Source organism: Telluria sp. BA11, from assembly GCF_056680305.1.
Genome location: NZ_CM155275.1, coordinates 3,498,625 through 3,520,887, shown reverse-complemented (window position 1 = coordinate 3,520,887; position 22,263 = coordinate 3,498,625). Strand labels below are relative to the sequence as shown.

The window sequence follows — 22,263 nt, the reverse complement described above, 5'->3', positions numbered from 1 at the left end:
CACCACCGGAGACCGTCATGCGCATCCTTGTTCAACCCATTCCCGTCGCACGCCCATCTGTTGCATTGACGCTGCCGTTCCTGTTCATCCTGATGTGGAGCTCCGGCTACGTCGTCGGCAAGCTGGCCCTGCCCTTCGCCGGCCCGTTCACATTGCTGGTGCTGCGCTTTGGCCTGGCGGCGCTGGTGCTGCTGCTCGTGGCCTTGCTCACCCGCGCGCCGTGGCCGCGCCAGTGCGCGCAGTACGCGCATCTCGTCGTCGCCGGGCTGCTGGTCCAGGCGCTGCAGTTCGGTGGCCTGTACACGGGCCTGAAACTGGGCGTGAGCGCAGGCGTCTCGGCCCTGATCATTGGCGCGATGCCCCTGTGTACCGCGTTCGGAGCGGGCGCGTTCCTGCACGAACGCGTTGGCGTGCGCCAGTGGATGGGCCTCATCGCAGGCATTGCCGGCGTGCTGCTGGTGGCGCTTGGCAAGGGCGTCGCCTGGCACATGGGCGCCGCCGGGATTGGCGCCGTGCTGCTGGCCCTGGCCGGCATCACGCTCGGTACGCTGTACCAGAAGAAGTACTGCGCCGGCCTGGACTTGCGCACCGGCGGCTGTATCCAGCTGGCCGTGGCCACGGCCGTCGCGCTGCCGCTGGCGCTCGGTCTCGAAGGCTGACAGGTAACGTGGACGCCGACGCTGGTCCTGGCGTCCGGCTGGCTGTCGGTGGTCAACTCCATCGGCGCCGTCAGCCTGTTGTTCCTGATGATGCGGCGGGGCGATGCGAGCCGGGTCGCCAGCCTGTTCTACCTGATCCCTGGAACGACGGCGCTGATGGGCTTTGCGATCCTGGGCGAGCGGCTTGGTGCCCTGTCGATCGCCGGTTTCGCCGTCACGGCCGGCGCCGTGTATCTGTGCACACGCGCCGTCAAATCCTGAAAAAGCTGCCCGCTGCCCTGCTGCCGTCAGTTAGCATGCAGCGTGCCCCCATTCGACAATCGTGACGACGCCATGAACCTTTTCGGTGTGGCGGGGTATCTACCGTAGAAGAACGAGAGGACGTGCGTGGAACGACGATTTGACGCCAGGCCGGCCATGGCGCGCACGGAGCAGGATGAAGCGGGACTCGTCGAGCGTGTTGCGACGGGCGACCGGCGCGCTTTTGAAACGCTGTACCGGTCCTACCACCCGCGGCTGGCGCGCTTCCTGCAGCGCATGACGCGCAGCACACCACTGATCGAGGAAATCGTCAACGACACGCTGCTGGTGGTCTGGCGCAAGGCGGCGACGTTCAATGGCAGCAGCAAGGTCTCGACGTGGATTTTTGCCATTGCCTACCGGCGTGCCTGCAAGAGCCTGCAGGCGCTGGACGAGCCGGTCGATGCCGGCATCGATGAACGCGAAGGCATCGAGGCCGACCGGCCCGACTGGCAACTGGCGCAACTGCAGCTGACCGGTGCCGTGCATGCGGCGCTGGCCCAATTGCCGCTGGCGCAGCGTACTGCGTTCCAGCTGACTTTTTATCATGACATGAGTTACACAGAGATTGCCGAGATCATGGAGTGCCCAGTGAATACCATCAAAACCCGCCTGTTCCATGCCCGCAAGCGCCTGGCCGTGCTGCTGGAAGGCCAGATCGAGGTGCGGTCATGACCCGCCTGTCGGATCAAGACACACCGGATATCGAGGCGGCGCACCGCGAGGCGCAGGACCTGCTGCCATGGCTGGTCAACGGTCGGCTCGACGGCGCAGAACTGCAGCGCGTCCAGGCGCACCTGGATACCTGCGCAACATGCCGCGCCGATCTCGATACGCTTTACACACTGCAGGATGTCGCCGACCTGCCGCCGCCAGACCTGGATGTCGACAAGGCGTTCGCGCGCCTGCTGCCGCAGCTGGATGCGGCAGCGCCAGTGCATGCAGCGCCTGTCATCCCCGGCTGGCGCACGCGTCTTGCCGCCAATGACGCACGCTGGCTGCGCGCCGCTGTGGGCCTGCAGTTCTGCGCGATCATCGTGCTGGGCACGCTGCTGGTGCGCCCAGCCGGCGACACGCAGATGGCGGCGCAGGTGGCGGTGCAGGACGACGCCTACCGCGTGCTCGGCGCCGAGGCCGGCGCGGACAGCATCGTGGCCGTGACCTTCAAGCCGGACACGCCGGAACATGAACTGCGCCGCATCGTGACGGCCAGCGGCGCACACATCGTCGGCGGCCCGACAGTCACGGGCGCGTGGATGCTGGGCAGCGCGCAAGCACCGGCCGACGTCGCGGCGCGCCTGCGCACCGAATCGGCCGTCACGCTGGCCGAGCCGCTCGGCGTCCAGGCCGGCCCATGAACCGCCTGCTCGCCTGGGCGACCCTGATCGCCGCCCTGCTCGGCCTGGCCGGCACGCAGGCACACGCACAGGACCACGCCGATCCACTGGCGCAGGCCGCGCGGCGCCAGGTGCTGGTGATGCTGCGCCTGCCGGCCCAGCACTTTCGCCCCGATGCATCGTATGGCGGCGGTTACCTGAAGGATGGCGGCAGCGCCGCGCGCCGCCGCGTGGCGAATGACATCGCCGCCGCCCACGGTTTACGCCTACTCGACAGCTGGCCGATGCCTGCCATCGGCGTCGACTGCTTCGTGATGGAAGAACCCGATGATGCGCCGATCGGGCGCGTGGTGGCCGCGCTGGCGCACGATGCGCGCGTGGCATGGGCCCAGCCGCTGGCCGATTTCCAGGCGCAGGACGGCGGCGATCCGCTCTACCCGCTGCAGCCGGCGGGCCACGACTGGCACCTGACCGACCTGCACCGCGTCAGCACGGGGCGCAACGTGAGCGTCGCGGTGATCGACAGCGGTGTCGATGCCGACCACCCCGACCTGGCCGGGCGCATCAGGGTGCGCCGCAACTTCGTCGACGACACCGGCGATGTCGCCGAGGTCCATGGCACGGCAGTCGCTGGCATCATCGGCGCACTGGCTGGCAATGGCGCGGGCATCGCCGGCGTGGCGCCGGGTGTCAAACTGATGGCCCTGCGCGCCTGCTGGGAAACCGGTGCGCGACCCGCGCGCTGCAACAGCCTCACGCTCGGCAAGGCAATCAACTATGCGCTTGAAAACGGCGCCCGGATCATCAACCTGAGCCTGGCCGGGCCAGCCGACCGCCTGCTGCAAGCGTTGCTGCAGGCGGCGCTCGCGCGCGGCGTGATCGTGGTGGCGGCGGCCGACCCGCGCCTGCCCGATGGCGGCTTCCCGGCTGCGCTGCCAGGCGTGATCGGGGTCGCACGGCCCGGTGACCACCACCCGACACCGTCGACGCTGGTGTACGCGCCTGGGACCGACATCCCGACCTGCGCGCCGGGCCGGCGCTGGCATATGGTGTCCGGCTCGTCGTATGCGGCGGCGCACGTGGCCGGCCTCGCGGCACTGCTGGCCGAGCGCCAACCGGGCACGGTCGCACAAACGCTGCGGCGCCAGGCGGACGGCGCCGTGGCAGCGCGGACGGGTGGTAACATTGACGCATGTGCCGCCCTGTCACGGGCAGCTGACACCTGCGTCTGCCTATGCCCTTCCACCGTCGCCACGGCGCCATCCTCCTCCTCCTCGCGCTTGCGCTGACCCTGCCGCTGTACAAGGGCGCACGGGCCCAGACCAGTGGCGACCTGACGCTGGTGTCCGAATATGCCGGCCGCGGCGTCGCGTTGTACACGCGCCCTGCGCTGCAATTGCGGGTGGAGCACGACACCGCCGCAGGCTGGTACGGCGGCGCCTTCGCGTCGCCGGTCACGCTCGATAACCGCACGCAGGGTCAGCTGACCGCCTATGCCGGCAAGGCCCGCAGGCTGACGTCGACGCTGTCATGGGACGCGGGCGTCACGCGCAACACCTACCTGCGCGACAAGCGCCGGAATTACCACGAGTTCTATGCCGGCGTGGCACTGCAACGCGCCAGCGCGCGCGTGTTCTACTCCCCTGCCTACTATGGCGAGGGGCGTAGCGTCTACCTCGACCTGAGCGGCGCCTATCCCCTCACCGACACAGTGCGCCTGGCCGCCCACGTTGGTGTGCTGCATCCGTTCGCCTATGACGGCGTCGCGGCCAAGCACAGCGCCGACGTGCGCATCGCGCTCGTGACCGATGTCGGGGACGTCACGCTGCAAGCCGGATGGCAGGCGCGCTGGCGGACTTACCTGCCTGACTTCCCGAAGCCACGTGCGTTCACGGCCAGTGCCAGCTACCATTTTTGACGTCTCGCCGCGTACCCGTATCGGGTTGAAAAATTTGTTGATCTTCTTTGAACCCTGGCCGCACACAAGGGTATTAACGGTTCAGAACACCAGCGCATCGGGCGCGACGTTCCGACAACGGAGAACAGCATGAAAAATTGGATGGTGGCTTGCAGCATGGGCCTGTTGATGTCTGCGCACGCTGCCTACGCAGCAGATTCGGCCGGCTGCGAGAGCGGCGGCTTCACGGTACTGGGCAAACGCGGCGCGCAAGCGGTGTCGGTCGCGCCGGGCGCCGTGACATCGGTGTTTCGGGTACAGGGCCGCTACGTCCAGTTCGATGTCGATGCCGCCTCGTTCGGCGTGCTCAATTACACGCTGACCGGCGCTGCCAACAAGGAAGACATCACGGGTGGTAAGGCAACGCCCGTCTTCGACAGCAAGATGCCCGACCACCGGGGCCTGGTCCTGAACGGCGCCGTCAGCGTCGAATTGAGCAGTTCGGCCGACATCGTGCTGACCCGCAGCGGGCCGGGCGTCACGATGAAGATCCAGGCCAAGGATTGCGCCACCGGTGGCCTGTTCCAGATGGAAGTCGAGCGCAGCGACGAAACCAAAACGGTGTTTACGCACAAGCTGGCGCAAAGCGCCTTCTACTTCGACAACCGCAATTTCCGTAACCGCGAAGGCGATACCGTGCCCTTCAAGGACACCACGCTGACCGTCACGCCGCGCATCAATTTTGGCAACGACTATGAGGCGAAATTCGTCGGCCGCGACAGCCCGCAGTTCGCCGACCGCATCGCCGAACCGCTGTGCACCAACAATATCGTCACCCGCACGGGCGGCGTGGCCAGGGTCCAGCATTGCGGCGGCGTGTCGCAATGGTCCGTCGCCAGCGGCGGACGCATGGGTCAGGTGATGGGCGAGGATGCCGTTGAAGTGGCGCCACCAGCCACCGCCTGCACGCACAAGTGCCAGGCACGGAACCGCACCCGCGGCGGCGCCGTTGTCCTGGGCGCGCCGTTCCCGGTCGCCGAAGCCGACCGCCTCAAGGCGCGCCAGGCGCAATAACCGTCAAACAGACGGGATAAAAAAAGGGCTGGCGTCGATCGCCAGCCCTTTTTTGCGTCACGCCGCGCAGAAACCGCGTCAGCCGTTGTTGACCACCAGGCGCGGTTCACCGGATGCCGACAGGCGCGCGCGGATCGATGCCGCGATGCCCTTGGCGTCCAGACCCACTGACGACAGCAGCGCCACCGGATCGCCCTGGTCGATGAAGGTATCCGGCAAGCCCAGATTGAGCACCGGCTTGGCGATGCCGGCAGCGGCCATCGCTTCCATCACGGCAGCGCCCGCGCCGCCCATGATGCAGCCCTCTTCCACCGTCACGATCAGGTCATGCTCCTGCGCCAGGCGCTTGACCAGGTCAACGTCCAGCGGCTTCACGAAGCGCATGTTCGCGACCGTCGCATCGAGTTCGTCGCCGGCCAGGATGCTGTGCGAGACCATCGAACCGAACGCCAGGATCGCGATGTTCTTGCCGCTGCGGCGCACTTCGCCCTTGCCGATCTCGATCGAGTTCAAGGCCTCCACGATCGGCGTGCCGACACCGGCGCCGCGCGGATAGCGCACCGCCGCAGGGCCCGGATAGTGATAAGCGGTCGTGAGCATCTGGCGGCATTCATTTTCGTCCGACGCGGCCATGACGACCATGTTCGGGATGCAGCGCAGGTAGGCCAGGTCGTAGTTGCCGGCATGGGTCGCGCCATCGGCGCCGACCAGGCCCGCGCGGTCCAGCGCGAAGGTCACGTCGAGGTTCTGCAGCGCCACGTCGTGGATCAGCTGATCGTAACCGCGCTGCAGGAACGTCGAGTAGATCGCCAGCACGGGCTTGACGCCTTCGGTGGCCATGCCGGCCGCGAAGGTCACCGAATGCTGCTCGGCGATGCCGACGTCGAAGTAGCGCTGTGGGTATTCCTGGTGGAAGCGGACCATGCCCGAGCCTTCGCGCATCGCCGGCGTGATGCCGACCAGGCGCTGATCTGCCGCTGCCATGTCGCACAGCCAGTTGCCGAAGACTTCGGTGTAGGTGATCTTGCCCGGCGCGGTGGCCGGCTTGATGCCTTCGAGGTGATTGAACTTGCCGGTGCCGTGGTACAGGATCGGCTCGGCCTCGGCCAGCTTGTAGCCCTGGCCCTTCTTGGTCACCACGTGCAGGAACTGCGGGCCCTTGAGCTTCTTGATGTTTTCCAGTGTCGGGATCAGGGATTCGAGGTCGTGGCCGTCGATCGGGCCGATGTAATTGAAGCCGAATTCCTCGAACATCGTGGCCGGAACCACCATGCCCTTCGCATGTTCTTCGAGCTTGCGCGCCAGGTCGAGCACGGGCGCCGGCAGCACGCTCTTGCCCACGTTCTTGGCGGCGGCGTAGAACTGGCCCGACAGCAGGCGCGCCAGGTAGCGATTGAGCGCGCCGACCGGTGGCGAGATCGACATGTCGTTGTCGTTCAGGATGACCAGCAGGTTCACGTCGTCTTCGACGCCTGCATTGTTCAGGGCCTCGAACGCCATGCCGGCGGTCATGGAGCCATCGCCGATGACGGCGATCGCGTGGCGGTCTTCACCCTTGATCTTGGCCGCTGCGGCCATGCCGAGTGCCGCCGAGATCGAGGTCGACGAGTGGGCGGTGCCGAACGTGTCGTACTCGCTTTCGTCGCGCTTCGGGAAGCCCGACAGGCCGTTCAACTGGCGCAGCGACGGCATGCGGCCACGGCGGCCCGTGAGGATCTTGTGCGAATAGGTCTGGTGGCCGACGTCCCACACGATGCGGTCGCGCGGCGTGTCGTACACATAATGCAGCGCGATGGTCAGTTCGACCGTGCCCAGGTTGGACGACAGGTGGCCGCCTGTTTTCGAGACCGACTCGAGCAGGAACTGGCGCAGCTCCTTGGCCAGTGGCGTGAGCTGGGTGCGCGGCAGCTTGCGCAGGTCGGACGGGTCGTTGATATTGTCTAGCAGGTTCATTTAGGCCTTCCGCTGCACGATCAGGTCTGCCAGTTCACGCAGCCGCTGTGCTTGTTCTCCGAATGGCGCCAGCGCGTCATGCGCGTCACGCCGCAATTGCTCTGCCAGGTCGCGCGAAGGCGCCAGGCCGAGGATCGACACATAGGTCGGCTTGTTGTCGGCCGCGTCCTTGCCGGCGGTCTTGCCCAGCGTGGCCGAATCGGCGGTCGCATCAAGTACATCGTCGACCACCTGGAACGCCAGGCCAACTGCGGCCGAATAGGCGTTTAAGGCCTCGACTTCGAGTGGCGTCAGGTCGCGGCCCGCGAGCGCGCCAAGCAGCACCGACACGCGCAGCATGGCACCCGTTTTCAGCTGGTGCATGCGTTCGAGTTCGTCGCGCGTCAGGGCCAGGCCCACGCTATCGAGGTCAATGGCCTGGCCGCCGCACATGCCGTTCGAGCCAGCTGCCTGCGCCAGCAGGCGCACCATCGTCAACAGGCGCGCCGGCGGCACGGTGGCGCATTCGGCCAGCACCGTGAAGGCCTGCGCCTGCAGCGTGTCGCCCACCAGCAGCGCGGTCGCTTCGTCGTAGGCCACGTGCACCGTCGGCTTGCCGCGGCGCAGCGCGTCGTCGTCCATGCACGGCATGTCGTCGTGCACGAGCGAATACACGTGGATCATTTCGACGGCGCTGGCCACCCGCGCGAGCGCGGCCGGGTCGGCGTCGAACAGCGCGCCGGCGGCGTACGCCAGCAGCGGGCGCACGCGCTTGCCGCCGCCCAGCGTCGTGTAGCGCATCGCTTCGTGCAGCTTGTGCGGCACCTGGGTGGCCGCTGGCAGGAACGCGTCGAGCGCGCCCTCGACGTCGTGCTGGACCTGGCGGGTCCAGTCGGCGAACGCCAGCGCGCTCATTGCGCGCCCTCGTCGTCGCCCGAGAACGGCTTGAGCATGTCGCCTTCAAGTACCTTGACCTGCGACTCGACTTTCTCGAGCTGCCCTGCGCAGTACTTGACGAGTTCGGAGCCGCGCGCATACGCCGCGACCGAGGCGTCCAGCGGCAAGGCGCCGGACTCCATCTGTGTCACGAGCTGGGCCAGTTCGGCCATCGCCCCCTCGAAGGATTCGGGTGGCGCCGCCCCTGCTGCTGCGCTGCCCGCTGTCATATTCTTTGCCATAGGTCGGTATCGTAAGGGCGTCCAGTTGTGCGCCGTGGGTCAATCCAATCGCGTATTTTAGATCAATCCCACACCACGGGGGGCGCACATTGCACCATTCGCAACATGCAGCCCCGTCCATCGATTGGGCCACGCCCTCCCTCATCATGAAAATCATGCCACGAAGGCAATTTCCCCGCCAGTGCACACAACAGCCGCGCGCTGGACCAAGACGGTAGAGCTCGTTCCGAAGTATAATCGCCGGTTCTGTCCGAAATACCGTATTCCTTTACTTAAATACTGGTCTTTGGATTCTTTCTCTTCTTTGGATGCTTATTTAAGGGGGGTTGGGATGTCCGATCTGGCTACCCACGCCAAGCTGGCGCGATCCAACGCGCAGCTTCCGGTAACTGTGTATTTTGACGAGGCGCTGCTCAAACAAGAGATGCAGCAGCTGTTCGTGAATGGCCCGCGTTACGTCGGCCATGAATTGATGGTGCCCGAAACGGGCGACTTCGCCACGCTCGCTGCCGAGCACGAAGGCCGTATGCTGGTGCGCAACGCCAACGGCATCGAGGTGCTGTCCAACGTCTGCCGTCATCGCCAGGCGCTCATGTTCAATGGGCGCGGCAATGCGACCAACATCGTCTGCCCGCTGCACCGCTGGACCTATGACCTGAAGGGTGAACTGATCGGCGCGCCGCATTTTGCCGATACCCCGTGCCTGAACCTGTCCAAGACGCCGCTCCAGAACTGGAACGGGCTGCTGTTCGAGCAGAACGGCTACAACGTGATGGACAAGCTCGGCCAGTTGTCGGTGACGAAAGACCTCGATTTTTCGGGCTATATGCTCGATCACGTCGAAGTGCATCAGTGCGACTACAACTGGAAGACGTTTATTGAAGTCTACCTCGAGGATTACCACGTCGAACCGTTCCACCCGGGCCTGGGCAACTTCGTCTCGTGCGACGACCTGAAATGGGAGTTCGGCGCCGACTACAGCGTGCAGACCGTGGGCGTGAACCGCGCGCTGCAAAAGGCCGGCTCGCCTGCCTATAAACGCTGGCAGGAGCAGATCCTCAAGTTCAACAACGGTACGCCGCCGAAGTACGGCGCGATCTGGCTCACGCTCTACCCGAACATCATGGTCGAGTGGTATCCGCATGTGCTGGTGGTGTCGACGCTGTGGCCCGATGGCCCGGACAAGACGCGCAACGTCGTCGAGTTCTACTACCCCGAAGAGATCGTGCTGTTCGAGCGCGAATTCGTCGAGGCAGAACGCGCCGCGTACATGGAGACGGCGGTCGAGGACGATGAAATCGGCCTGCGCATGGACGCCGGCCGCAAGATCCTGGTGGCGCGCGGCGTCAACGAAGTCGGTCCCTACCAGTCGCCCATGGAAGACGGCATGCAGCACTTCCATGAGTGGTATCGCAGCAAGATGGCGCTGTAGGGAAGCACTGATTAATTCATGGAGGCGGACTTGGCGCGGAAAATAGCCACCCTGCAGCGTTGCAAATTCTCGCAATAGCTCGCTATTGCTGCGATTTGCGCCTTGCATGGCGGCTTTTTCCGCAGCCAATTCCATCCCCCAGAATAGATCAGTGCTTCCCTAGCCGTGTCGTGACACGCAGCGCTGCGGAGGGTGTGGCCAGTCGGCTGCCCCTCCTTTTTTTATTGGGAATACCATGGCTTCACTCTGGATGCTGTTCGCCAGCTTCGCGTTCGCAGCGATGGGCGCGGGCGTCAAGCTCGCCTCCGAGTTCTACTCCACGTCCGAACTGCTGATGTACCGGGGCCTGATCGGCACCGTCATCCTGCTGGCCATGGTGCGCCACCGTGGCGGCACGTTCAAAACGCCGTTCGCCAAATCGCACCTGATCCGCAGCTTCGTCGGCGTGACCGCCCTGTGGATGTGGTTCTTCGCCATCGGCCGCCTGCCGCTGGCCACGGCCATGACGCTGAACTACATGGCCCCGATCTGGATCGCGGCCTGGATGTTCGCGCTGGGCTGGTGGACCCGCACCAAGCACGCCGAATGGCCGCTGGTCATCGCCATCGGCATGAGCTTTTTTGGCGTCACGATGGTGCTGCAGCCGGCGATCGAGAGCCGACAGTGGCTCGGCGCACTGGCCGGCGTGTGCTCGTCGGTGGTATCAGCGGCAGCGTATATGCAGGTGCGCAAACTGGGTCTGCTGGGCGAACCCGAATACCGCGTCGTGTTCTTCTTTTCGCTCACCACCGCGGTCGTGGGCCTGTTGGCCACGCTGGCCGGCGACGGGCCGAAGGGCGCCGTGTTCCATGCCCACACGCCATACAGCCTGCTGCTGCTGGCCGGGATCGGCGGCGCGGCGCTGATGGCGCAGATGGCGATGACCCGCGCCTACCGCGTCGGCAAGGTGCTGGTGGTGGCCAACCTGCAGTACACCGGCATCGTGTTCTCGTGCCTGTGGGGACTGCTGCTGTGGGGCGACACGTTCGACTGGCACGTCTGGCTGGGCGTGGGCGTGATCCTGGTGTCGGGCGTGGCCGCAACGTTCTACAATACCCGCAAGACGGCGCGCGGCGCCGTCGTCAAGGACACCGATCCGATCGCCAGCGAAACGTAAAGGAACCGTCATGCACCAGACCCTGATTTCTGCCGCCGACCTGGCCGCACACATCGACGACCCGGCCTGGGTCGTCGTCGATTGCCGCCACGACCTGATGAACCTGGCCGCCGGCCGCGATGCTTACGCGAGCGGCCACCTGCCAGGCGCGGTGTTTGCCGATATCGAGACGGTGCTGTCGGGTGCAAAGAACGGCGCCGATGGCGTGTTCCTGGGCCGGCATCCGCTGCCCGGCCGGGAAGTGCTGGCCGAAGCCCTGCGCGACTTCGGCATCGACGACACCACGCAGGTGGTGGCGTATGACGCGCACGGCGGCATGTTCGCGGCGCGCCTGTGGTGGCTGCTGCGCTGGCTGGGGCACGAGGCGGTGGCGGTACTCGATGGCGGGCTGGCCGCGTGGGAGGCTGCCGGGCAGCCGTTGACGACCGAGGTGCGCACCAGGCCGCGCGGCGCCCTGAACGTACGTGCGCCGTTCGTGCCGACCGTGACGGTGCGCGAGGTGCTGGACAATCTGGAAAGCGGCAAACGGATCGTGATCGATGCGCGCGCAGCCGACCGCTATCGTGGCGAGAACGAGACCATGGATCCGGTGGGCGGGCATATTCCGGGGGCGAAGAACCGGTTCTTCAAGGACAACCTGGGGGCTGACGGGCGCTTCAAGGATGCTGCGCAGTTGCGGGAAGAATTTGGCGCCCTGATCGACGATCCTGCCGCAGCCATCATGCAGTGCGGCTCCGGCGTGACCGCCTGCCACAATCTGCTGGCACTGGAAGTGGCAGGCTTGCCGGGCGCCGCGCTGTATCCGGGGTCGTGGAGCGAGTGGGTTGGCGATCCGGCGCGGCCGGTCGCCAAAGGCGCGGATTAGTCAACCAACCTGGGTTCCAGCCTTCGCTGGAACGACGGTTTCCAGGCAAGCAGCTAAAAGCAGCTATTGCGCCACGCGACACAAACACGTCGTTCCAGCGGAGGCTGGAACCCAAGTCCGCAGCGCCGCCACTAATTCAACATCAAAACGCGTGCAACGCAAAGACGATCGCCACGCCCAGGCCGATCAGCACCACCTGCGGGATCGACTCGCGCAACGTCGAACGCCGCTGCATCTGCGGCATCAGGTCGCTCACCGCGATATAGATGAACCCTGACGATGCAAACACCAGCACGTACGGAATCAGGCCGCTGGCCCGGTCCAGCGTGTAATACCCCAGCAAGCCCCCCGCCACCGCCATCAGGCTGCACAGCAGGTTGAACACATAGGCGCGCAGGCGCGAGAAGCCGGCATTGAGCAGCACGATGAAGTCACCGATCTCCTGCGGAATTTCATGCGCGACGATGGCCAGCGCGGTGACGATGCCAAGTTCAGGATTGGCCAGGAAGGCCGCGGCGATCAGGATGCCGTCGGTGAAGTTGTGCATGCCGTCGCCGAGCAAGATCATCCAGCCGGCCTTGCCCGCCTCACGCGCGTCGTGCCCGTGGGCGTGGTGGTGGCCGTCGCCTTCGTGATGATGCGAGTGGCGCAGCAGGGCCACCTTCTCCAGCAAGAAGAAGGCCAGCAGGCCGCCCAGCAGCGTGGCGAACAGGCTGCGGGTATCGGCGCCCGAATCGAATGCTTCCGGCAGCGCGTGCAGCAGCGATGTGGCCAGCATGATGCCGACCGACAGGCTGACCATCTTTTCCACCACTTTCGACAGCAGGGCAAACGAGAAAATGGCAGCCCCGGAGATGCTGACGACGCCGGCGACGAGCGTCGCGAGCAGGATCGAGCGCAGGGTCGGGTCGATGAATGGGGCTGAAAACGGGTCGATTTGAAGGCCTCTTGTTCTGTACGTGCGACGAGCCGCAAACCGGGCATTGTACCGCTCCCGGCCTGCCCTCGTCCAAGGCGGCGCCTGCTACATCAGGCGACGCCGTATTTGGCGAACCACGCCAGCGCGCGGTTCCAGCCATCCTGCGCATCCGCCGCGTTGTACATCGGGCGGTAGTCGGCGTGGAAGGCGTGGCCCGACTCCGGATACACGTGGATCGTCGAGCGGCTGTTGCCCTTGTCGAGCGCGGCCTGCATGCGCTGGACCGATTCGACCGGAATGCCGGTGTCCTTCGCGCCATACAGGCCCAGCACCGGCACTTTCAGGTTCTGGGCAAAGTCGATCGGGTGCTTGGGCGACGTGGCGGTTGCTTCGCCGACCAGGCGGCCGTACCAGGCGACGCCCGCCTTGACCTTGAGGTTATGCGCCGCGTACAGCCAGGTGATGCGCCCGCCCCAGCAAAAACCGGTGATGCCCAGTTTTTCGGTGTTGCCGCCGCGCTGGGCGGCCCACGTGACCACGCGGTCGAGGTCCGACATCACCTGTGCATCGGGTGTTTTTGAGACGATGTTCTTCATCAGCTCGGCCGTGCTCGGCGCCTTGGTCGCATCGCCCTGGCGCACGAACAGGTCGGGCGCAATCGCCATGTAACCCTGCTTGGCGAAGCGGCGCACGACGTCCTTGATGTATTCGTGCACACCGAAGATTTCGGAGATCACCAGGATCACCGGCACGCCCGTCTTGCCCTTGGGCTGGGCGCGATAGACCGGCACGTCCTGGCCGTCGATGACGAGGATGGTGTCGCCGGCGTCAAGGCCGTCGGTATCGGTCTGGATCTGGGTCTGCGCCATGACCGGCAGCGCGCTGGCGGCAAAGCCGGTGCCGATGGCGGCCCGGATGAAGTCGCGGCGCCCGACGCCATCGGTGTATGCGCTCGCGCCGAGCAGACTGCCGGCGTCGTTGACGAGGTCTTTCATGGTCATCCCTTCGATCAGTGGTGGACAGGCTTGCGAGTTTAGCATCGCCTGCACCGGGCGCACATGGCGCACACTGCGCTACGTGTGCGCAGGCACCACGTCATCGAGGATCGCGTACAGCTTCTGCATGTCGACCGGCTTGACCAGATGATGGTTGAAACCGGCAGCCGCAGTGCGCGCGCGATCCTGCTCCTGGCCGTAGCCGGTGATTGCCACCAGCACCGCGCGCTGCGCGTTGGCCCGGGCGCGCAGGCGCCGTGCCAGTTCGATGCCATCGAGGTCGGGCAGGCCGATATCGAGCAGGTATACATGCGGCGCCGCGTGCTCGGCCGCAGCCAGCGCCGGCAACGCCGCATGCTCGACGCGCACCTCGTGCCCGTTCGATTCGAGCAGCAGCGCGAGCATCGTCGCCGCGTCCACGTTGTCGTCCACCACCATGATGCGAAGATGGTCCGACGGCGCCGGCGCGCTCACCGGGCCGGCGGTCGGAATGCCTGCGGCCGCGACCTCGCTGTCCAGGCGCGGCAGGCACACCGTGAAGGTGCTGCCCTTGCCCTGCCCCGCACTCTCGCAGGCGACGCTGCCATGATGCAGGCCGACCAGGCTTTTCACCAGCGCCAGGCCCAGTCCCAGTCCGCCCAGCGACCGGTCGGACGAACGCTCGGCCTGCGAAAACAGCTCGAACGCGCGCGCGACCAGTTCGGGCGCCATGCCGATGCCGTCGTCGGCCACCCGCAGCAGCACGTGTGTCGCACGCACTTCGGTGCTCAAGGTGATGTGGCCACCTTCGGGCGTGTACTTCGCCGCATTGCTCAGCAGGTTGGCCAGCACCTGCACCAGGCGCTTGTGGTCGCCCTCGACCAGCGGTGCTTGCGGCGGCAATTCGAGCGCCAGGTGATGGCGGCGGGCGTGAATCAGGGGCGTGACCTGCTCGATCGCGTCGTTCACGATATGCCGGATGTCCAGGCGCTCGGTGTGCAGCGCCACCAGGCCGCGCGTGACGCGCGAGACGTCGAGCAGATCGTCGACGAGGCTCGTCATGTGGCGCACCTGGCGCCCGATGACCTGGCTGGTCTTGCGCACCTGCGCTTCATCGAGCCGCGCCCGTTGCAGCAGGTCGGCGGCCGCGCCGATCGGCGCGAGCGGATTGCGCAGCTCGTGCGCCAGCATCGCCAGGAATTCGTCCTTGCGCCGGTCGGCGGCAGTGAGCTGCTCTTGCGCTTCGCGGCGCTCGGTGACATCGCGGAAGAAGAACGCGATGCCGCCATCGAGCGAGCGGTGGGTGCGCGTTTCGATCCAGGCCTGGCGTCCATCCGGCATGCGGTGGGCCAGCTCGAGAATCCCCGGGGCGCCGGTGCTCATCACGCGCCGGAACACCGCGTCGGCCGGGGTAGCGCGCAGTTCGGGCCAGACTTCCCAGTGGTTGTGGCCAATGACATCTTCGGCGCGGCGCTGGGTCAGGCGCAGGCCTTCGGCGTTCATGCGCAGGATGTTCCAGTTTTTGTCGAGCACCGCGAAGCCCTCGCCCATGCTGTCGAAGATGCTCTGGCTCTGGTCGCGTTCACGGCGCAGCGCGGCGTGCGCGCGGGCCGCTTCGACCGCCGACCAGGTGCGCTCGGCGGTTTCCTGCGCCATCCGTATCTCGGCCTCGCGCCACCGCCGCGGCGCGGCATTCTGCACCGTCAACACGACCCGCATCTTGCCGGCCTTGATGTACGGGACCAGCAGGTCGGCGCCGACGCCGATCTGCGCATAGATGCCGGTATTGCCCGCGGTGCGGCTGTCCCGCGCGACATCGTGGTTGACAACGGTCTGGCCGGCGCGCAGCGCGGCGATCATCGGCGGGCCGAAATCGTCCATGACCATGACCTTGCCGGCCAGGCTGGGCACACCCTGCGCGGTCCAGTCGCGTACGATCGCAACGGTGCCGGCGGCATCGTCGATCTGCGCATACAGCACGCGCGACACCTGCAGGGCGCGGCCCAGCAGCTCGCAGGCTGCCTCGGTCACGTCATCCGGGTCGGCGAGCTGCCGGATGCGGTCGGCCAGTGTGAGCTGGAAGGTCTGGTTTTCGCGAACCGCTTCGAGCTGCTGGACTTTTTCGAACAGCGCCTGCGCCGCGTGATAGGCCTCGGTGACATCGCTGCCCTGGGCGAAGATGCCCGTTACCTGCCCGTCGTGGCCGAAGATCGGCTGGCACAGCAGATCGACGTAGCGTTGTTCCAGCGCGCCATCTGGCCGGCGCTGCAGCGAGATCAATGAATCGCGCAGCACAACCGGTTTGCCGCCCGCGAAGACGCCATCGAATACGCGGCGCACGCCCTGCGCCGCCAGCTCCGGCAGCGCGTCGAGCAGGGGTTTGCCGATCAGCTCCCGGCGCCCGACCAGCTGGTAATACGCTTCGTTGGCCATCTCGAAGACATGGTCGGGGCCGGTGAGCACCGCGATAAAGCTCGGCGCCTGGTTGAACATCGTCTGCAACTGGCTGCGCTCCAGGCTCAGGATGCGCGTCATCGCCTCGTGCATCTGCGGCCGGGTCATCTGCGGCATGTCGGACACCGCATGCGCGCCATGCCTGAGATGGTAGGCGCCGCTGGCGGCGTCAAACCGGTACAGATCCGTGACATCGATGGCGTTTTGCGCCACGAAGGCGACCTCGCCGGCCGCATCGAACACTGGCGTATGGATCGCACTCCAGTAACGCTCGCCGAACACGTGGCCGCCAGGCGTTTCGCGCGGTACCGCATAGCGCAGCAGCGCGCTGGTGTGCGGCTGCTTCGTCGCAAAGGCTTGTTCGATTGACCGGCGTACCTCGTCGACGTTGGTCGATGCGGGGTCGTTCGGATCGGCCGGAAACGCCTCGAAGATGTGCTGGCCGACGATCTGCTGCGCCGTGCGCCCGGTCGACTCCAGATACGCGGGATTTGCACCAATGATGGTGAAATCCCGGTTGATGAGCAGATAAGGATACGGCGAGGCCGCGAACAGTGCCGCGTAGTCAGGTTGCGTAAACATCACTTATTCTCACATATAAATTGCGAGAAAAATACGCGTTCTGTAACGGATTTTTGGGTCAACGCGTGGACAGCGTAGCCGTCCACCCCACGGTTAGTGCGCCTTTTCCCAGTTTTCGCCGACGCCCGTTTCGGCCACCAGCGGCACCTTCAGCGTCGCCACGCCAGCCATCAGTTCGGGCAGCTTCACGCGCACCAGTTCAAGTTCGGCCTGCGGCACCTCGAGCACCAGCTCATCGTGCACCTGCATGATCATGCGCGTGCTCAGCTTTTCGGTTTCGAGCCAGCCCTGCACGGCAATCATCGCCAGCTTGATCAGGTCAGCCGCCGTGCCCTGCATCGGCGCATTGATCGCGGCCCGTTCGGCGCCGGCGCGGCGCGGGCCGTTCGGCGAATTGATCTCGGGCAGCCACAGGCGGCGGCCGAACACCGTTTCAACATAGCCGCGCGCCTTGGCGTGCAGGCGCGTTTCGTCCATGTACTGCTTCACGCCCGAGAAGCGCGCGAAATAACGCTCAATATAATTGGCGGCAGCGCCCCGTTCGATGTTCAGATTGGCCGCGAGGCCGAAGGCGCTCATGCCGTAGATCAGGCCGAAGTTGATGACCTTGGCATAGCGGCGCTGTTCGCTCTGCACGTCCGCTGGCGGGATGCCGAAGATCTCGGCGGCCGTCGCGCGGTGGATGTCTTCGCCATCGGCAAAGGCCTTGAGCATCGCGGCGTCGCCCGAGATATGCGCCATGATGCGCAGCTCGATCTGCGAATAGTCGGCCGAGACGATCACGCTGCCCGGCGGCGCGATGAAGGCTTCGCGGATGCGGCGTCCTTCGGCGTTGCGCACCGGGATATTCTGCAGGTTCGGCTCATTGGACGACAGACGGCCCGTGATTGCCACCGCCTGCGAGTAATTGGTGTGCACGCGGCCCGTGCTGGCGTTGACCATCTTCGGCAGCTTGTCGGTATAGGTCGACTTGAGTTTGGACATGCCGCGGTGCTCGAGCAGGATCTTCGGCAGCGGGTAATCCTCGGCAAGCTTCTGCAGCACTTCCTCGTCGGTCGATGCCGCCCCGGTGGCGGTCTTCTTGATCACCGGCAGGCCGAGTTTGACGAAGAAGATCTCGCCGATCTGCTTCGGCGAACCCAGGTTGAACGGGCCGCCGGCCAGCTCGTACGCCTGCTGCTCGAGTTCGAGCATGCGCTTGCCCAGCTCGTTCGATTGCACGCCCAGCAGGTCGCTGTCGATCAGCACGCCGTTGCGCTCGATCTTGTGCAGCACTTCCATCGTCGGCATCTCGATGTCGCGATAGATGTAGGTGAGGCCCTTGTCGGCTTCGACGTGCGGCAGCATCGACCCGTGCAGGCGCAGCGTGATGTCGGAATCCTCGGCCGCGTACTCGGTGGCGCGGCCCAGTTCGACCTGGTCGAAGCAGATCTGGTTGACGCCCTTGCCGCATACATCCACGAACGGAATCGTCGTGTAGCCCAGGTGGCGCATGGCCATCGTGTCCATATCGTGCGGCTTGTGCGACTCGAACACGTACGACTGCAGCAGCGTGTCGTGCACGATGCCCTTCAGGGTGATGCCATGGTTGGCGAAGATGTGCATGTCGTACTTGAGGTTCTGGCCGAGCTTGGGCTTGGCCGGATTTTCCAGCCAGGCGCGCATCTTTTCCAGCACGTGTTCGCGCTCGAGCTGGTCAGGCGCGCCGGCGTAGCGGTGCGCCAGCGGGATGTAGGCGCCCTTGCCGGGTTCGACCGACAGCGAAATGCCCACCATCTGCGCCGTCATCGGATCGAGCGACGTCGTTTCGGTATCGACCGACGTGAGTGCAGCAGCATCGATCAGCGCCAGCCACGCGTCCAGCTGCTCGTCAAGCAGAATCGTCTCGTACTCGCCCTTGATGACCGGCATGCCGTCGAGCGTGGCCTGCGCGCCTTCCGGCGAATTGAGCGGACCGCCGCCCGGCGCGCTGCCGGCGGCCGGGCGCACGCTGCCGTCACCGGCTTTGGCGCCACCCAGGTCGCGCAGCATCGTCTTGAAGCCGTAGCGGCTGAAGAATTCACGCAGCGCGTCGGCATTTTCGGGCCGGCCGACGAGCGTTTCTTCGAACGACACCACGTGCTTGACCAGGTCGCAGTCGGTCTTCACGGTGATGAGTTCACGGCCTTTCGGCAGCCAGTCGAGCGCCGCGCGCAGGTTCTCGCCCACGGCGCCACCGATACTGCCGGCGTTTTCCATCACGCCATCGAGCGAGCCATGCAGCGTGAGCCACTTGACCGCTGTCTTGGGACCGCACTTGGGCACGCCCGGCACGTTGTCGACGGTGTCGCCAACGAGCGTCAGGTAATCGATGATGCGGTTTGGCGGCACGCCGAACTTGGCCAGCACGCCAGCGTCGTCCAGGCGCTCGTTGCTCATCGTGTTGATCAGCATGACCTTGTCGTTGACGAGCTGGGCCAGGTCCTTGTCGCCGGTGGAGACGACCGTCTTCATGCCGCGCGCAGTGGCTTGCACGGCCAGCGTGCCGATCACGTCGTCGGCCTCGACGCCATCGACCATCAGGATCGGCCAGCCCATGAGCCGCACCACTTCGTGGATCGGCTCGATCTGCTTGCCCAGGTCTTCCGGCATCGACGCACGCGTGGCCTTGTAGTCGGGATACAGGTCATCGCGGAAGGTCTTGCCCTTGGCATCGAACACGCAAGCGATGTAGGCGGCCGGGAAGTCGGCGCGCAGGCGGCGCAGCATATTGACCATGCCGTGCATGGCGCCCGTGGGGAAGCCGTCCGGGCTCCTCAGGTCGGGCAATGCATGGAAGGCGCGGTAGAGATAGCTGGAACCGTCGACGAGCAGAAGGGTATTGTCCATAGGGGGCGAAAATCAGGTAAGCATGCGGCGTCGAGAGTGGCGCCAGGGTCGCTGCCATTATCGCAGAATCCGCAGGATGAGCAGCGCCCGCTCCAGCGTCTCAATTCCTCGCAGCAATCATGGGATGTAGCACACGTTTCACAGGGAGGCGGTACTGTTTGCTACAATGGACTAAACGACATTAGGTGACCATCATGCTGCGCTCGACACCCCGCTTTGCCCTCCTGACGCTGTGCCTGTTCGCCCACGCGGGCCTGGCATCGGCGCAGCCGACCACACCACCGCAAACGCAGACCCAGCCGGCGCCACGCGCCACGACGCCAGCCCAGCCAGCCCAGCAGCAGCGCCCAAGCGACGCGCCGCCGCAGCTCGAGCGCATCGAGCCGGGCAGCGACGTACCGGCCACGACGATCCCGCCGCGCAAAGGCACGGTCATTACCGAGAAACGCGGCAATGATGGCAAGATCAACGAAGTCGAAGTGCAAGCCGGCCCAAGCCGTTACACCATGAAGCCCAACGTTGCACCGGGAAATGCCCAACCAGGCGATATCTCGGGCAGCAGCATCCGTGCCCCACAATGGCAAGTGATGGAATTTGATTTTGGCAATCCCAAGAAACAGAACACCGACGAGCAGCCAGCTGCCGCGGCGCCCGCCCGTGCCGGTGCAGCCGGGACGATCCCGGCGCGCGCCGACGTGCCGCCACCACCTGCGCTCGAGCCGACCACCAAACAATGATCCCGCCTGCCGCGTTCGCGCGGTAGTGTCGCGGCCATCGTCCACTTCTCTTTCTTGCTAGCTCATGGCAGTTTTCACCGCGGTCTCGCTGGATGACCTTCACCAGTGGATCAAGCAGTTCCCCCTCGGCCAGGCCGTCGGGCTCGAAGGCATTTCCTCCGGCATCGACAACAGCAACTTCTTTTTGAATACTCAGCACGGTACGCAGTCCGGTCCGCAGTCCGGTCCGCAGTCCGGTCACTACGTGCTGACGATCTTCGAGAACCTGCGCTTCGACCAGCTCCCCTTCTATGTCAACCTGATGCGCCACCTGGCTGGCCGCGGCATTCCCGTGCCGGCGCCGGTGCCCAACAACGATGGCGAGCTGATCGTGAGCCTGCACGGCAAGCCGGCGATCATCGTCAGCCGCCTGAATGGCAGCTCGCAGCTCGCTCCCCAGCCGGTGCATTGCGCCGAAGTGGGCCGCATGCTGGCGCGGATGCATCTGGCGGCGCAGGACTTTGCGCTGCAGCAGCCGAACCTGCGCGGCATCGACTGGTGGACGGCAACCGCGCCCGAGGTTGCGCCATTGCTGAGCGAGGCCGAAGCCACGCTGCTGCGGGACGAAGTCGCGTTCCAGGCCACATTCGCCGCAAGCGCTACCTATGCCAACCTGACCCGCGGCCCGGTGCACGCCGACCTGTTTCGCAATAACGTGATGTTCGAAGGCGAGCGCCTGAGCGGCTGCTTCGACTTTTACTTTGCCGGCATCGATACCTGGCTGTACGACGTGGCCGTCACGGTCAACGACTGGTGCGTCGACCTCGCCACAGGGGAGCTGGACGAAGCACGCGTGCGCGCCCTGCTCGATGCTTACCACGCGGTGCGCCCGTTCACCGACGACGAGCGCGACGCCTGGCAACCACTGTTGCGCGCGGGCGCACTACGCTTCTGGCTGTCACGCCTGTATGATCTGCACCTTCCCCGCGCGGCCGAGCTGTTGACGCCGCACGACCCCACCCATTTCGAACGTATTCTGCGCGAGCGCATTGCGCACCCCGCGCCGGGCTTGCCCACCACTGTCATTACATGAACAAACTACCTGCATCTACCGGCTGGACCTGGCTCAAAAATGGCGCCCTGCTGTTTCGTCAACAACCGGCCGCGCTGACCACGCTGCTGTTCGCCAATATTCTGGTCAGTATTCTGATCAGCGCCGTGCCGGTGCTGGGCGCGATGGTGGCGGTGGTGCTGATTCCCTCGTTCTCGATGGCGTTCATGATGGCGTGCTCGATGATCGAGAACGGCCAGCGCGTCACGCCGGCCGTGGCGCTGACGGGTTTTCGCAAGCCGGTGCTGCGTGAGCTGTGCAAGGTCGGCATCGTCTACCTGGGCGTGTCGCTGATCCTGACACTGATCACGCGCTTTGCCGTGCAGCCGGACTTCTGGGAACAGGTGCAGGCCCAGAGCACCAGTGGCACCCCGGCCGTGCTGGCAGGCCAGGACGTGCTGGCGATGTTCCTGATTTTCGCGCTCGATGCGGTGGCGCTGATTTCGCTGTGCTTCGCCGCGCCGCTGACGTACTGGCAGAAAATGCCGCCGTTCAAGGCCGTGTTCTACAGCTTTTTCGCCGTCAAGCGCAGCGCGAGCATCTTCATCGTGATGCTGCTGGCGTGGTTCGGCATCTTCTTTACCGTGTGCATGGTGATCGCCGTCATCCTGGGCGGTAGCAGCATCGCCCGCGTCGTGATCATGTGGGTGATCTTCCTGTTCATCCTGCTGCTGCAGTGCGCGCTGTATGTGGGCTATCGCGAGATCTTCGGCAAGCCACCGGCAGAACCCGGTAGCAAGGTCAGCCTCGACAAGCAGCGGTAATCAACGTTCTACCGACGTTGGCGGCAGCGCCGCCAACGTGCCCCA

The 22,263-nt window shown here is 65.5% G+C and carries 20 protein-coding genes; 13 read left to right on the top strand and 7 right to left on the bottom strand.

Annotated elements, in window-relative coordinates:
- Positions 1 to 17 precede the first annotated feature (17 nt).
- The 7 genes from AC1MGT_RS15505 to AC1MGT_RS15475 all read left to right on the top strand — a co-directional run bounded on the left by AC1MGT_RS15505 (position 18) and on the right by AC1MGT_RS15475 (position 5,267).
- The gene (locus AC1MGT_RS15505) at positions 18 to 659 is read left to right on the top strand and encodes a DMT family transporter (protein WP_499500891.1); all 642 of its coding nucleotides are present in this window, start codon (positions 18 to 20) and stop codon (positions 657 to 659) included.
- Positions 660 to 680: 21 nt separating this feature from the next.
- Positions 681 to 920 (top strand): EamA family transporter, encoded by a 240-nt coding sequence (locus AC1MGT_RS15500; protein WP_499504297.1) that lies wholly within the window; start codon positions 681 to 683, stop codon positions 918 to 920.
- Positions 921 to 1,046: 126 nt separating this feature from the next.
- Positions 1,047 to 1,634 carry an RNA polymerase sigma factor gene (locus AC1MGT_RS15495; RefSeq protein ID WP_499500890.1) on the top strand — a complete coding sequence of 196 codons (588 nt, stop codon included), beginning with the start codon at positions 1,047 to 1,049 and terminating at the stop codon, positions 1,632 to 1,634.
- Positions 1,631 to 2,317 carry a zf-HC2 domain-containing protein gene (locus tag AC1MGT_RS15490; RefSeq protein ID WP_499500889.1) on the top strand — a complete coding sequence of 229 codons (687 nt, stop codon included), beginning with the start codon at positions 1,631 to 1,633 and terminating at the stop codon, positions 2,315 to 2,317. Before AC1MGT_RS15495 ends, AC1MGT_RS15490 begins: the two co-directional genes overlap by 4 nt.
- Positions 2,314 to 3,585 (top strand): S8 family peptidase, encoded by a 1,272-nt coding sequence (locus AC1MGT_RS15485; protein ID WP_499500888.1) that lies wholly within the window; start codon positions 2,314 to 2,316, stop codon positions 3,583 to 3,585. The genes AC1MGT_RS15490 and AC1MGT_RS15485 overlap by 4 nt, the downstream gene beginning before the upstream one ends.
- Entirely contained in the window at positions 3,531 to 4,214 is a 684-nt protein-coding gene (locus AC1MGT_RS15480) for a TorF family putative porin (protein ID WP_499500887.1), read from the top strand. The genes AC1MGT_RS15485 and AC1MGT_RS15480 overlap by 55 nt, the downstream gene beginning before the upstream one ends.
- A gap of 129 nt (positions 4,215 to 4,343) precedes the next feature.
- Positions 4,344 to 5,267, top strand: a complete 924-nt coding sequence (locus AC1MGT_RS15475) for a hypothetical protein (RefSeq protein WP_499500886.1) — start codon at positions 4,344 to 4,346, stop codon at positions 5,265 to 5,267.
- Between the two features lie 78 nt (positions 5,268 to 5,345).
- Here the strand turns inward: AC1MGT_RS15475 and dxs are convergent, their stop codons facing one another.
- Genes dxs through AC1MGT_RS15460 form a run of 3 tightly spaced genes read right to left on the bottom strand, consistent with a single transcriptional unit; the run spans position 5,346 to position 8,377 of the window.
- A complete protein-coding gene (dxs, locus tag AC1MGT_RS15470) occupies positions 5,346 to 7,220 on the bottom strand; it encodes a 1-deoxy-D-xylulose-5-phosphate synthase (protein ID WP_258836623.1) in 1,875 nt (624 codons plus the stop codon).
- Positions 7,221 to 8,114: a polyprenyl synthetase family protein gene (locus AC1MGT_RS15465; protein ID WP_499500885.1), complete on the bottom strand. Its 894-nt coding sequence runs from the start codon at positions 8,112 to 8,114 to the stop codon at positions 7,221 to 7,223.
- Positions 8,111 to 8,377: an exodeoxyribonuclease VII small subunit gene (locus tag AC1MGT_RS15460; RefSeq protein ID WP_499500884.1), complete on the bottom strand. Its 267-nt coding sequence runs from the start codon at positions 8,375 to 8,377 to the stop codon at positions 8,111 to 8,113. The genes AC1MGT_RS15465 and AC1MGT_RS15460 overlap by 4 nt, the downstream gene beginning before the upstream one ends.
- A gap of 331 nt (positions 8,378 to 8,708) precedes the next feature.
- Between AC1MGT_RS15460 and AC1MGT_RS15455 the strand changes: the two genes are divergently transcribed.
- From AC1MGT_RS15455 to AC1MGT_RS15445, 3 genes are all read left to right on the top strand, one after another.
- Positions 8,709 to 9,809 carry an aromatic ring-hydroxylating oxygenase subunit alpha gene (locus AC1MGT_RS15455; RefSeq protein WP_258836626.1) on the top strand — a complete coding sequence of 367 codons (1,101 nt, stop codon included), beginning with the start codon at positions 8,709 to 8,711 and terminating at the stop codon, positions 9,807 to 9,809.
- Between the two features lie 235 nt (positions 9,810 to 10,044).
- Positions 10,045 to 10,965, top strand: a complete 921-nt coding sequence (locus tag AC1MGT_RS15450) for a DMT family transporter (RefSeq protein ID WP_499500883.1) — start codon at positions 10,045 to 10,047, stop codon at positions 10,963 to 10,965.
- A 10-nt stretch (positions 10,966 to 10,975) separates the two neighbouring features.
- On the top strand, positions 10,976 to 11,830 hold the full coding sequence (locus AC1MGT_RS15445; RefSeq protein ID WP_499500882.1) for a sulfurtransferase: 855 nt from the start codon (positions 10,976 to 10,978) through the stop codon (positions 11,828 to 11,830).
- Between the two features lie 142 nt (positions 11,831 to 11,972).
- Here the strand turns inward: AC1MGT_RS15445 and AC1MGT_RS15440 are convergent, their stop codons facing one another.
- From AC1MGT_RS15440 to polA, 4 genes are all read right to left on the bottom strand, one after another.
- Positions 11,973 to 12,671, bottom strand: a complete 699-nt coding sequence (locus tag AC1MGT_RS15440; RefSeq protein ID WP_499456698.1) for a ZIP family metal transporter — start codon at positions 12,669 to 12,671, stop codon at positions 11,973 to 11,975.
- A 188-nt stretch (positions 12,672 to 12,859) separates the two neighbouring features.
- Positions 12,860 to 13,744 (bottom strand): dienelactone hydrolase family protein, encoded by an 885-nt coding sequence (locus tag AC1MGT_RS15435; protein ID WP_499500881.1) that lies wholly within the window; start codon positions 13,742 to 13,744, stop codon positions 12,860 to 12,862.
- Positions 13,745 to 13,822: 78 nt separating this feature from the next.
- Positions 13,823 to 16,759: a hybrid sensor histidine kinase/response regulator gene (locus tag AC1MGT_RS15430; RefSeq protein WP_499500880.1), complete on the bottom strand. Its 2,937-nt coding sequence runs from the start codon at positions 16,757 to 16,759 to the stop codon at positions 13,823 to 13,825.
- Between the two features lie 93 nt (positions 16,760 to 16,852).
- Positions 16,853 to 19,627 (bottom strand): DNA polymerase I, encoded by a 2,775-nt coding sequence (gene polA, locus AC1MGT_RS15425; RefSeq protein ID WP_499500879.1) that lies wholly within the window; start codon positions 19,625 to 19,627, stop codon positions 16,853 to 16,855.
- A gap of 194 nt (positions 19,628 to 19,821) precedes the next feature.
- Here polA and AC1MGT_RS15420 point away from each other — a divergent pair, with 194 nt between their 5' ends.
- The 3 genes from AC1MGT_RS15420 to AC1MGT_RS15410 all read left to right on the top strand — a co-directional run bounded on the left by AC1MGT_RS15420 (position 19,822) and on the right by AC1MGT_RS15410 (position 22,218).
- Positions 19,822 to 20,364: a hypothetical protein gene (locus tag AC1MGT_RS15420; protein ID WP_499500878.1), complete on the top strand. Its 543-nt coding sequence runs from the start codon at positions 19,822 to 19,824 to the stop codon at positions 20,362 to 20,364.
- A 64-nt stretch (positions 20,365 to 20,428) separates the two neighbouring features.
- A complete protein-coding gene (locus AC1MGT_RS15415; protein WP_499500877.1) occupies positions 20,429 to 21,436 on the top strand; it encodes a homoserine kinase in 1,008 nt (335 codons plus the stop codon).
- Positions 21,433 to 22,218 carry a BPSS1780 family membrane protein gene (locus AC1MGT_RS15410; RefSeq protein ID WP_499500876.1) on the top strand — a complete coding sequence of 262 codons (786 nt, stop codon included), beginning with the start codon at positions 21,433 to 21,435 and terminating at the stop codon, positions 22,216 to 22,218. The genes AC1MGT_RS15415 and AC1MGT_RS15410 overlap by 4 nt, the downstream gene beginning before the upstream one ends.
- Positions 22,219 to 22,263: the final 45 nt, after the last annotated feature.

Coding starts and splice junctions, on each gene's coding strand:
- AC1MGT_RS15505 (WP_499500891.1), top strand. CDS start 18: ATGCGCATCCTTGTTCAACCCATTCCCGTCGCACGCCCATCTGTTGCA.
- AC1MGT_RS15490 (WP_499500889.1), top strand. CDS start 1,631: ATGACCCGCCTGTCGGATCAAGACACACCGGATATCGAGGCGGCGCAC.
- AC1MGT_RS15485 (WP_499500888.1), top strand. CDS start 2,314: ATGAACCGCCTGCTCGCCTGGGCGACCCTGATCGCCGCCCTGCTCGGC.
- AC1MGT_RS15480 (WP_499500887.1), top strand. CDS start 3,531: ATGCCCTTCCACCGTCGCCACGGCGCCATCCTCCTCCTCCTCGCGCTT.
- AC1MGT_RS15475 (WP_499500886.1), top strand. CDS start 4,344: ATGAAAAATTGGATGGTGGCTTGCAGCATGGGCCTGTTGATGTCTGCG.
- dxs (WP_258836623.1), bottom strand. CDS start 7,220: ATGAACCTGCTAGACAATATCAACGACCCGTCCGACCTGCGCAAGCTG.
- AC1MGT_RS15465 (WP_499500885.1), bottom strand. CDS start 8,114: ATGAGCGCGCTGGCGTTCGCCGACTGGACCCGCCAGGTCCAGCACGAC.
- AC1MGT_RS15460 (WP_499500884.1), bottom strand. CDS start 8,377: ATGGCAAAGAATATGACAGCGGGCAGCGCAGCAGCAGGGGCGGCGCCA.
- AC1MGT_RS15455 (WP_258836626.1), top strand. CDS start 8,709: ATGTCCGATCTGGCTACCCACGCCAAGCTGGCGCGATCCAACGCGCAG.
- AC1MGT_RS15450 (WP_499500883.1), top strand. CDS start 10,045: ATGGCTTCACTCTGGATGCTGTTCGCCAGCTTCGCGTTCGCAGCGATG.
- AC1MGT_RS15445 (WP_499500882.1), top strand. CDS start 10,976: ATGCACCAGACCCTGATTTCTGCCGCCGACCTGGCCGCACACATCGAC.
- AC1MGT_RS15435 (WP_499500881.1), bottom strand. CDS start 13,744: ATGAAAGACCTCGTCAACGACGCCGGCAGTCTGCTCGGCGCGAGCGCA.
- AC1MGT_RS15430 (WP_499500880.1), bottom strand. CDS start 16,759: ATGTTTACGCAACCTGACTACGCGGCACTGTTCGCGGCCTCGCCGTAT.
- polA (WP_499500879.1), bottom strand. CDS start 19,627: ATGGACAATACCCTTCTGCTCGTCGACGGTTCCAGCTATCTCTACCGC.
- AC1MGT_RS15420 (WP_499500878.1), top strand. CDS start 19,822: ATGCTGCGCTCGACACCCCGCTTTGCCCTCCTGACGCTGTGCCTGTTC.
- AC1MGT_RS15415 (WP_499500877.1), top strand. CDS start 20,429: ATGGCAGTTTTCACCGCGGTCTCGCTGGATGACCTTCACCAGTGGATC.
- AC1MGT_RS15410 (WP_499500876.1), top strand. CDS start 21,433: ATGAACAAACTACCTGCATCTACCGGCTGGACCTGGCTCAAAAATGGC.